The 9,287-nt window shown below is 68.4% G+C and carries 9 protein-coding genes and 1 pseudogene; 6 read left to right on the forward strand and 4 right to left on the reverse strand.

Annotated elements, in window-relative coordinates:
- Nucleotides 1–3: 3 nt before the first annotated feature.
- From AB0B45_RS36330 to AB0B45_RS36345, 4 genes are read left to right on the forward strand one after another with little or no spacing between them, the layout of a single operon-like run.
- Nucleotides 4–987 carry a sugar ABC transporter substrate-binding protein gene (locus AB0B45_RS36330; protein ID WP_358140165.1) on the forward strand — a complete coding sequence of 328 codons (984 nt, stop codon included), beginning with the start codon at nucleotides 4–6 and terminating at the stop codon, nucleotides 985–987.
- Nucleotide 988: 1 nt separating this feature from the next.
- Nucleotides 989–1,954 (forward strand): ABC transporter permease, encoded by a 966-nt coding sequence (locus AB0B45_RS36335; RefSeq protein WP_358140168.1) that lies wholly within the window; start codon nucleotides 989–991, stop codon nucleotides 1,952–1,954.
- Nucleotides 1,951–2,763, forward strand: coding sequence for an ATP-binding cassette domain-containing protein (locus AB0B45_RS36340; RefSeq protein ID WP_358140171.1), 813 nt, complete (start codon nucleotides 1,951–1,953; stop codon nucleotides 2,761–2,763). The genes AB0B45_RS36335 and AB0B45_RS36340 overlap by 4 nt, the downstream gene beginning before the upstream one ends.
- Nucleotides 2,764–2,799: 36 nt before the next feature.
- Nucleotides 2,800–3,816: a LacI family DNA-binding transcriptional regulator gene (locus tag AB0B45_RS36345; RefSeq protein ID WP_358140174.1), complete on the forward strand. Its 1,017-nt coding sequence runs from the start codon at nucleotides 2,800–2,802 to the stop codon at nucleotides 3,814–3,816.
- Between the two features lie 306 nt (nucleotides 3,817–4,122).
- Here the strand turns inward: AB0B45_RS36345 and AB0B45_RS36350 are convergent.
- The 4 genes and pseudogenes from AB0B45_RS36350 to AB0B45_RS36365 form a co-directional block, all read right to left on the reverse strand.
- Nucleotides 4,123–4,355 (reverse strand): annotated as a pseudogene (locus tag AB0B45_RS36350) (sigma factor); the annotation flags it as partial.
- Nucleotides 4,319–5,260, reverse strand: a complete 942-nt coding sequence (locus AB0B45_RS36355; protein WP_358140177.1) for an NAD(P)-dependent oxidoreductase — start codon at nucleotides 5,258–5,260, stop codon at nucleotides 4,319–4,321. The gene AB0B45_RS36355 and the pseudogene AB0B45_RS36350, both read right to left, overlap by 37 nt.
- Before the next feature lie 81 nt (nucleotides 5,261–5,341).
- Nucleotides 5,342–6,283, reverse strand: a complete 942-nt coding sequence (gene sigJ, locus AB0B45_RS36360) for an RNA polymerase sigma factor SigJ (RefSeq protein ID WP_358140180.1) — start codon at nucleotides 6,281–6,283, stop codon at nucleotides 5,342–5,344.
- An 845-nt stretch (nucleotides 6,284–7,128) separates the two neighbouring features.
- Entirely contained in the window at nucleotides 7,129–7,662 is a 534-nt protein-coding gene (locus AB0B45_RS36365; RefSeq protein ID WP_358140183.1) for a cupin domain-containing protein, read from the reverse strand.
- Nucleotides 7,663–7,740: 78 nt separating this feature from the next.
- On the opposite strand from AB0B45_RS36365, the gene AB0B45_RS36370 reads away from it, so the two are divergent.
- Both AB0B45_RS36370 and AB0B45_RS36375 read left to right on the forward strand, forming a co-directional pair.
- Nucleotides 7,741–8,271, forward strand: a complete 531-nt coding sequence (locus AB0B45_RS36370) for an NAD(P)H-dependent oxidoreductase (RefSeq protein ID WP_358140186.1) — start codon at nucleotides 7,741–7,743, stop codon at nucleotides 8,269–8,271.
- A 269-nt stretch (nucleotides 8,272–8,540) separates the two neighbouring features.
- Nucleotides 8,541–8,969, forward strand: coding sequence for a nuclear transport factor 2 family protein (locus AB0B45_RS36375; RefSeq protein WP_358140189.1), 429 nt, complete (start codon nucleotides 8,541–8,543; stop codon nucleotides 8,967–8,969).
- The last annotated feature ends 318 nt before the right edge of the window (nucleotides 8,970–9,287 follow it).

Below are 9,287 nucleotides of genomic sequence, written 5' to 3' on the forward strand. Positions count from 1 at the left end.
GCCATGAAACGACTCATCGCAGGCCTCGGGGCCGCAGCGCTTATGGCCGCCGGATGCGGCGGCGGCACCCCGTCCGGCTCAGGTTCGAACACCGTCAAGGTCGGCCTCATCACGAAAACAGAGACCAACCCGTTCTTCGTGAAGATGAAGGAGGGCGCGACCGCCGCCGCCAAGGCGCAGGGCGCCGAGCTCATGAGCGCGGCGGGCAAGTTCGACGGCGACAACGCCAGCCAGATCACCGCCATCGAGAACATGGTCGCCGCGGGAGTGAAGGGCATCCTGATCACGCCGAGCGACACCAAGGCCATCGTGCCCGCCATCAAGAAGGCCAGGGACGCGGGCGTGCTGGTGATCGCCCTGGACACCCCGACGGAACCGCAGGACGCCACCGACGCGCTGTTCGCGACCGACAACTTCAAAGCGGGCGAGCTGATCGGCCAGTACGCCAAGGCCGCGATGGCCGGCAAGCCCGCCAAGATCGCCACCCTGGACCTGGCTCCCGGCATCACCGTCGGCAAGCTCCGCCACGACGGCTTCCTCAAGGGCTTCGGCGTCGCAGAGGGCGACCCGTCGATCGTGTGCTCGCAGGACACGCAGGGCGACCAGTCCAAGGGCCAGACCGCCATGGAGAACTGCCTGCAGAAGGCGCCCGACATCAACCTCGTCTACACCATCAACGAGCCGGCCGCCCTCGGCGCCCACACCGCGCTGAAGGCCAAGGGCATCGACAAGGACGTGCTCGTGGTCTCCGTCGACGGCGGCTGCACCGGCACCAAGGCCGTCAAGAGCGGCGAGATCGCCGCCACCTCCCAGCAGTACCCGCTGAAGATGGCGGAGAGCGGCGTCAAGGCCGTCACCGACTTCGCCAAGGGCGGCAAGAAGGCCACCGGGTACACCGACACCGGGGTCACGCTCATCACCGACAAGCCCGTCGCAGGAGTGGCCGCCAAGGACACCGCCTTCGGCCTGGCCAACTGCTGGGGCTGACATGGCTGTCATCGAAGCGACCCTGCCGCGCAGGATCCTGACCACGCCGACGGCCGGCCCACTGGCCGCGCTGGTGATCGCCTGCGCGTTCTTCGCGCTGAACAGCCCGCAGTTCCTGACCGGTGGCAACTTCTCCCTCATCATCCAGCAGGTCATGGTCGTCGGCACGCTCGCAATCGGCCAGACGCTGATCATCCTGACGGGCGGCATCGACCTGTCGAACGGCGCGATCATGGCCTTCGGCGGCATCGTGATGGCCAAGCTGGCCCTGTCCATGCCGCCACTGCTCGCGATCGCCGCCGGCCTGGCGGTGTGCGCGCTGTTCGGTCTGATCAACGGGATGCTGGTGACGCGGATCTCGCTGCCGCCGTTCATCGTCACGCTGGGCATGCTGAACGTGGTCTTCGCCCTCACCCACATCTACTCCCAGGACCAGACGGTCACGGGCCTGCCCGACGAGCTGACCTTCCTCGGCCAGACCTTCCAGCTCGGGGGCACCCGCGTCACCTACGGCTCCGTGCTCACGATCGCGCTCTTCCTGCTGTTCGCCTACCTGCTCGGCCAGACCGCGTGGGGCAGGCACGTCTACGCCCTCGGCAACAGCCCCGAGGTCGCCAGGCTCACCGGCATCCGCACCTCGCGGCTGACCGTCGGCGTCTACACCCTGGCCGGCCTGGTGTACGGCATCGCCGCCCTCCTGCTGGTCTCCCGTACCGGCGTGGGCGACCCGCAGGCGGGCCAGACCGACAACCTCGACAGCATCACCGCCGTCGTGCTCGGCGGAACGAGCCTGTTCGGCGGGCGCGGCCTGGTCATGGGCACGCTCATCGGCGCGCTCATCGTGGGCGTGTTCCGCAACGGCCTGCAGCTGATGGGCGTCCCGTCGATCTACCAGACGCTCATCACCGGAATCCTGGTGATCCTCGCGGTCACCGTCGACCAGCTCTCCCGCAGGAGGACCCGATGACCACGCCAGTTCTCCAGGCGCGGGGCCTGGTCAAGCGCTACGGACACGTCACCGCCCTCGACGGCGCCGACTTCGACCTGCTGCCCGGCGAGGTGCTCGCCGTCATCGGCGACAACGGCGCCGGCAAGACCACCCTGATCAAGGCGCTCACCGGCGCCATCCAGGCCGACTCTGGCGAGATCCTGCTCGACGGGAAACGGGTGCGCTTCGGCGACCCGCTGGAGGCGCGCAGGGCCGGGATCGAGACGGTCTACCAGGACCTGGCGATCGCCGCCTCGCTCGACATCGCCACCAACATGTTCCTCGGCAGGGAGCTGCGCAAGCCCGGACTGCTCGGCAAGGTGTTCAGGATGCTGGACAAGCACCGCATGCGGGCGGAGTCCGCCGAGCACATGGCCGCGCTGAAGATCGGGTTGCGCTCGCTCGCCGTACCCGTGGAGTCGCTGTCGGGCGGGCAACGGCAGGGCGTCGCCGTCGCCAGGGCGGTGGCGTGGGCCTCCCACGTGGTCGTCATGGACGAGCCCACGGCCGCGCTCGGGGTGAAGGAGTCGGGGCAGGTGCTCGACCTGATCCGCAGGGTCCGCGACCGGGGCCTGCCCGTGGTGCTGATCAGCCACAACATGCCGCACGTCTTCGAGATCGCCGACCGGATCCACGTCCAGCGGCTGGGCCGAAGGGTCGCGCAGATCAAGCCGGGCGACCACAGCATGGCCGAAGTGGTGGCGATCATGACGGGCGCCATGAACGTGGCGGACGGCAAGGCCGTCATCGCCGACAAGGGCGCCGCGGAGGCGATCGGCCTCTCCTGATCCCGCTACCCTGTTCCCGACAAACGGGGAGGTTCGATGGCGAGCGCGCGGCGCCCGACGATGACCGACGTCGCCCGTGAGGTCGGCGTCACCGCCAAGACCGTCTCCAGGGTCCTCAACGAGGAGGGCCCCGTCGCCCCCGAGACCAGGGCGCGCGTCATGGAGGTCGTGCGCAGGCTCGGCTACCGACCCAACCTGATGGCCCGCAACATGCGGGTCGGCGCGAGGGACGCGGCGATCGGCCTGGTCATCCCCGACATGGGCAACCCCTTCTTCGGCACCGTCGCCGGCGGCATCGAGAGCGCGGTGCGCGAGCGCGGCCTGACCGTGATCGTGGGCTCCTCCAGCGAGACGAAGGAGCTCGAACGCTCCCTGGTCGCCACGTTCCTCGCGCGCCGCGTGAGCGCGCTGCTCGTGGTGCCGTCGGCCACGGGCGACCACCGCTACCTGCGCGCCGAACGCGAGGCAGGGCTGCCCATCGTCTTCCTCGACCGGCCCGCGATGGGGCTGGCGGCCGACTGCGTGGTCAGCTCCAACCGGGAGGGGGCGCGCGAAGGCACCGCGCACCTCATCGCGCACGGCCATCGCAGGATCGGCTTCATCGGCGACCTGCCCGCGACGCTCTACACCAGGCGCGAACGCTTCCAGGGCTACCGGGACGCGCTGGCGCAGGCGGGCCTGCCGTTCGACAAGGGACTGGTGGAGACCGGCCACTCCGCCGAGGCCGCCGCCGCGGCGGCCGAGCGGCTGCTGGAGCTGCCGGACCCGCCGACCGCGCTGTTCGCCGCCAACAACTTCGCCGCGACAGGCGCGGTGGTCGGGCTGGCCAAGGCGGGGCGCAAGGACGTCGCCCTCGTCGGGTACGACGACCTGCCGCTGGCCGAGGTCCTCGACCCGCCGCTGACCGTGGTCGCCCAGGACCCGGCGGGGATCGGGGCGGCGGCGGCGGCGCTGGTGCTGTCCCGTCTGGACGGCGACCGTTCGCGCGTAACGAAGACGCTGGTGCCGACCCGGCTGATCCCCCGAGGCTCGGGCGAACTTCGCCCGCGCTGAGCCCCCCATCCAGTCCGGCCGCGCTGAGTCTCCCCGTCAGGTACGGCCCGCGTTGTGCCCTGTCCTGTACGGCACGCCCCGCCCGGCCGCCACCCCGGGCGCGGGGCCGGGCACTGTCCAGGGAAAGCCGTCGTGGTGAGCTGATCAGGCGGTTGACCTGGTGTTTCATACCAGTACTAGGCTCTCGTCGGCCCTTTGGCCCGTGGGTGGCCCGTTCAGGGAAGGTGCTGGCGAGTGGCTCGTTGGGGTTGGCTTGCCGGGCGAATGCCGCCTCGATCAGGGCGTTGGCCCGGTCCTCTCCATTTGAACGGCGAGTTCGCGCCCCCGCCGCGACGCCTCGGCGCGGGCGGCGTCGAGGAACTTGCGCCATGCGGCCGCGACGAGCCATGCCTTCGGATCGCGCGGTGGATCGTCCGGCCAGGTGTCCAGTGCCCGGATCAGGGCTTCCTGCACAGATCCTCGGCCGACGCGAAGTCGGCTCCGCGCCGGACGAGGACACCGATCACCGCAGTTGTGACACCTGGAGGCCTTGGCGCCAGGTGGGATGTGCCGGGTGCCAGCCCAGTTCGCGCTTGGCCTTGGCGTTGGATGCGCCGCGCAGTTCGGTCATGAGCACGACGCCGGCCTGTCCGGCGGCCAGCCGTCCGATGAACCGCGGCACGCGCATCGGTTTCTTGGCGCCCAGCATCGCCGCCAGTTCCGGCAGCCATTCGGCGACCGGGGCGGGGTCGTCATCGACGATGTTGTAGACACCGCGGCCGCCGTTCTCCACGGCTGCGACCGTGGCCTCGGCGGCGTCGGCGATGTGGACGAACGACCACACCCCACCGCCGTCGCCGACGACCGGGAACTTGCGTTTGCGGATCATCTCGAACTGCTCGGAGCCTGGCGCCATGGAGGTGCCGGGTCCGTAGAACGCGCCGTAGCGCAGCACGATCCCTTCGGTCCAGGCGGCGCCCAGCACTGCCTTCTCCAAGTGCTCGATCGCGGCGATCATCGGGGCCATCTGGCTGACCGGTGAGCGATCCAGGGGGTCTTGTTCGTTCTTGACCGGCCCGCCGGTCCGGGTGTAGGTGAACGCGCCGTTGCTCTGGGCGACGAACCGTCGTACTCCTGCGGCGCGTGCGGCCGCGAGCAGGTTGTCGGTGCCCTCGATCCGCAGCCGGTCGGTGGCGGCGAAGCTACGTTCGAAATGGCGGGTGTCGATGTGCCCGATGGCGGTCAGCTGGTGAACGATCACCTCCGGCGCCGCCTGGCGCACGGCCGCCTCGACCTGGGCGCGATCGAGCGCATCGGCGATGACCGGTACCGCGCCCAGCTGTGATGCCCTGGCCTTGTGCGACTCGCTGCGGGTCATGGCGAACACCTCGTGTCCCGCATCGACCAGACGCGGCACCAGTTGCGTACCCATCGCTCCAGTCGCTCCTGCAACCAGCACTCTCATCGTCAGCTCCTGTCCGGTTCGGATTTGTCACTTGAACCGGATGGCCCGCCGTTTCCTGACAGGAACCATAGGTGATACACGTCACATCACGAGCAGGGGCTCCCCGTGGTCGGCGGCCGCCCATTGCTCGGTCGCGCGTTCGAGCTTGTCGGGGTTTGCCTGGGTACGGCAGGCAGTGATGCCCTCGGCGGTGACCTCCAGGCACATGATGGCGACGACCCGGCCTTCCACGACGGCCACAACGGCGGGTTCGCCATTGGCGGTCCAGGCGTATATCTCGGGCGAGCCGCCGACGATGGCGCGCTTGGCCTCGGCGGGCTTGAACATGCCCCACACGAACTTCGCGACCGCGAGGGCTCCCTCGAACGCCTTGGTGCGTGCCGGAACCTTCCCTCCGCCGTCGCCGATGGAGATGGCGTCCTTGGTGAGCAGGCGTACGAGCTCATCGGTCTGGCCACTGGTGGCGGCCGCGAGGAACTCCTCGACGATCCGCTGGGCGGCGGCCTCGTCGATTTCGGTGCGGGCTTTGCCGTACGCGACATGCTTCTTGGCACGGTGAAAGATCTGCTGGCTGGCGGCCTCGGTGATGTCGAGGATTTCGGCGATCTCCCGGTGCGGGTAGTCGAAGGCCTCCCGCAACACGTACACGGCCCGTTCGTTGGGGGACAGGCGCTCCATGAGGGTGAGGACCGCGTACGAGACCGCTTCGCGCTGCTCAGCGGTGTCGGCCGGGCCGAGCATCGGGTCCCCGGCGAGCAGCGGCTCGGGGAGCCATCGGCCCACGTAGGTCTCGCGGCGTGCCCGCGCGGAGGTGAGCTGGTTGAGGCACAGGTTGGTGAGTACCTTCGTCAGCCAAGCCTCGGGGACCTCGACGCGGTCGACGTCGGCGGCCTGCCAGCGCAGGAACGTCTCCTGCACGAGGTCCTGTGCCTCGTCCGCGGAGCCGAGGAGACGGTAGGCGATGGCCTCCAGGCGCGGCCTCGATAGCTCGAACCGGTCGACGTCGTCCACCGTCAAAGGCATGACCTGATCATATCTCCCGCATGCCTCCAGCTGGTCACGGCCCTTCTTGTGGGGATCGAGGCCATCCGCGTACGAAGACGTCGTCGACGCGATGGACGACTGGCCAGCCTCGTCAGGCTAAGCCGCCTCAGCACGGCGGACAGCGACCACGCTGCCCCTCCTCACGAGGATTGGCGCATCCCGCCAACTGAGGTGGTGAGTCACAGTTGCAGTCTTCGGCGCCGTCTGCGCGGTTCGGGCTCCCAGGGTTGGAGTTCGGCGATGTCGAGGGCCGGTTCGGTGTCAGCGGCGCAGCGTGCGGCGTCGTTGAAAGCGTGCAGGCGCGGACGTAGTTCGGGGAGAACTCTTGCTTGCGGAAGTGCCGGTAGGCCGTCGGGTGCTGCTTCGCGGCGACGCGGGCCAGGGGCTGGATCCGATCGCGGAGCTGGGTGGGTGCCTGGTCGTGTGCCTGCTCGCTGCTGCACGCCCCCGGCGTGCAGGCCAGGCGTCCCACCATCTCCCCCAACAGTCTCGGCGCGGCCGACGAGCGAACGGAACGTGGTCCAGGCGATGTTCCCCCGGACAAGCAAAGCCTGGTTGACCTCGAACGGCAGCGGCGCTCGCCGCCCCGTCACCGGCGCCTGCTCGCGGCGGCGATCCAGGCGCGGCCATAGGCTTGTGAAACAGACCGATCGGTGTCGACCGCCCAGCGCGTCTACGGGCGAGAACTCATCCGTGGAACCAGGCCTGGTCATCGTGCGGGCGTGCGCGGTTCGGTGGCGGGGAGAGGCGGGGTGTCTCACACGGTGCGGGGTCGCTCGCACAGGGGCCCGCCAGGTGAGGCACTTGCCGGAGCCACGCGTGGTTCACGGTGCGACGTACTGGTCGTGCTTGGCATACAGCTCAGTCCATTCCTCGTCGGTGAGCCGGCGGCCGGTGGCGACGATTTCGGCGAGCTCCCGGAAGTACGCCTCCCGGGGCGCCCCCGGCGTGAACAGCACCAGCATGGAAGCAGGTGCATCGGAATCGTTACTGAAGGCGTGGACTCCGCCTGGCGGCACGTACAGGAAGTCGCCCGGTGTAGCGTCCAGCCATCGCTCGCCGTTGTACAGCGAGACGGTGCCCTCCAGGACGAAGAACGACTCGGAAATGGCCCTGTGAAAGTGAGCGCCGGGGCCGTTCGGGATCGCGGCCATGTCCCAGCGGTAGAGACCGAATTGGCCATCGGTGCTCGCACCGGTCGCCAGATAGCCGACCCGGGACTTGACTCCGATCGTGAGGTCCGGCGGTGCGTCGGCCGACCGGTAGGTTGCGCCGGCGATCCCGTGATCCTTCAAGTATCGCGCCGGTGGATAGGACATCGTCATTCGCTCCAAGCGGTGGATCGTTCTGAGCGGCATGACCCTACGTGACGAAGTGGCCCCGTCGGGAGATCCAATTCCTGCCTGTTCGATTGAGCCAATATCCGGGGTGCTCCGGTGCGGCCGAAGTCCAAGATCGAGCTGTATGCGGCGATCCGCCGCCTCCGGGCCGTGGAGGCGGCGATCCGGGACAGCTTGCGCCCGCCGACCGCGGCCAAGGCGCGTCAGGCGGTCGGCGCCGGGGCGACCGGGCCGTGGCGCTGCACCCGATCGCCGCCACGGACACCTACCTCACTGGAGGCGATCAGCGCCAATCCGGCCTGGGCCCAGCACCGCCAGGACACCGCCGACGTCGCCGAGGCCTGCCACGACGATCTGGCCTGGGCCGACGCGGTGCTGTTCGGCACTCCCACCCGCTTCGGCAACCCGGCCTGCCAGCTCAGGCAGTTCATCGACACCACCGGTCCCCAGTGGTACCAAGGCAAGCTCGCGGACAAAGTGTACTCGGCTTTCACCGCCTCCAACACCGCCCACGGGGGACAGGAATCCACCCTTCTGGCACTGGGGAACACCTTCTACCACTGGGGCGGCATCATCGTGCCCCCCGGCTACACCGACCCCATCCAATTTCAGTCAGGCAATCCCTAAGGCACCTCCCACGTGACCGGCGATGGCCCACCCAGCGAGGTGACCTTGCAGGCGGCCCGTCACCAGGTCCGTCGCGTCGTCGACACCGCGGCCGCACTCAAGGTCGGCCGCGCCGCCTGATCCAGCACGGAACACCGACGGGCTGGTACGGCAGGTCCGTCAGCTTGTGAAACCTCACATTCCAGTGGGCTGCGTCGTCGGACTACTGAGACCACAGGGGCCGTCGCCAGGTGAGCTGGTTGCGGTCCGATTCTTGAACGGAGGATGCGATGACTTCGAACGATTCCGAGGTTAGGGCGCTCTTGGAGAGTCGAGTCGATGCCTGCCAGGCAAAGGACATTGATCGACTCATGTCACATTATTCTTCCGACATCGTTTATTACGATGTTGTTCCCCCTCTCCAGTTCGCGGGATTCGATGAAGTCCGCGGCAACTTTGTGCGGTGGTTTGATGAATACGATGGCTCCATCGGCCTGGAAACGCACGACCTGACCATCGCGGCGAGTGCAGATGTCGCGTTCGCGCACATGCTTCACCTGGACAGCGGAACGCGCAAGAACGGGCTCCAGAGCGCGATATGGGTACGGTCGACCGTTTGTTGCCGACGGTCAGGCGACAAGTGGCTGATCACGCACGAACATATCTCAGTGCCGATCAACCCTCAGAACCTTCAAGCCTGGTTTCCGCCGGGGGTGTGAGCCGGCCTGATCGTTTGTCTGAGAAAGCAAGAACGCCGGTGACCGTTCCGATGATGCGCATCCGGTAATCGTGATCTCCCAGGCTCGCGTCGAGGTGCCGCGCCGGGCGTCGATGGCGTCGACGCAGCCGATACGGTCGTGCCGACTTCGACTCCCTGTGGAAGATCATCCTCTGCGGCTGCTGACGAGGACGGCATCACGTCGGTCACAACAGCACACACTTTGCGCCAGAGCCACGCGCAGCACCTACGGGCGCCGTGCGGTGCGCGACGGTGGGGATGCCACCTGGGCGGCGATACAGGCGACCAAACCGATCAC

Source organism: Nonomuraea sp. NPDC049152, assembly GCF_040648355.1.
Taxonomy (GTDB): Bacteria; Actinomycetota; Actinomycetes; order Streptosporangiales; family Streptosporangiaceae; genus Nonomuraea.

Bases quoted from the DNA above. Each gene is read 5' to 3' on its own strand.
- AB0B45_RS36355 (WP_358140177.1), bottom strand. From the start codon at position 5,260: ATGAGAGTGCTGGTTGCAGGAGCGACTGGAGCGATGGGTACGCAACTG.
- AB0B45_RS36330 (WP_358140165.1), top strand. From the start codon at position 4: ATGAAACGACTCATCGCAGGCCTCGGGGCCGCAGCGCTTATGGCCGCC.
- AB0B45_RS36335 (WP_358140168.1), top strand. From the start codon at position 989: ATGGCTGTCATCGAAGCGACCCTGCCGCGCAGGATCCTGACCACGCCG.
- AB0B45_RS36340 (WP_358140171.1), top strand. From the start codon at position 1,951: ATGACCACGCCAGTTCTCCAGGCGCGGGGCCTGGTCAAGCGCTACGGA.
- AB0B45_RS36365 (WP_358140183.1), bottom strand. From the start codon at position 7,662: ATGCCGCTCAGAACGATCCACCGCTTGGAGCGAATGACGATGTCCTAT.
- AB0B45_RS36345 (WP_358140174.1), top strand. From the start codon at position 2,800: ATGGCGAGCGCGCGGCGCCCGACGATGACCGACGTCGCCCGTGAGGTC.
- sigJ (WP_358140180.1), bottom strand. From the start codon at position 6,283: ATGCCTTTGACGGTGGACGACGTCGACCGGTTCGAGCTATCGAGGCCG.
- AB0B45_RS36375 (WP_358140189.1), top strand. From the start codon at position 8,541: ATGACTTCGAACGATTCCGAGGTTAGGGCGCTCTTGGAGAGTCGAGTC.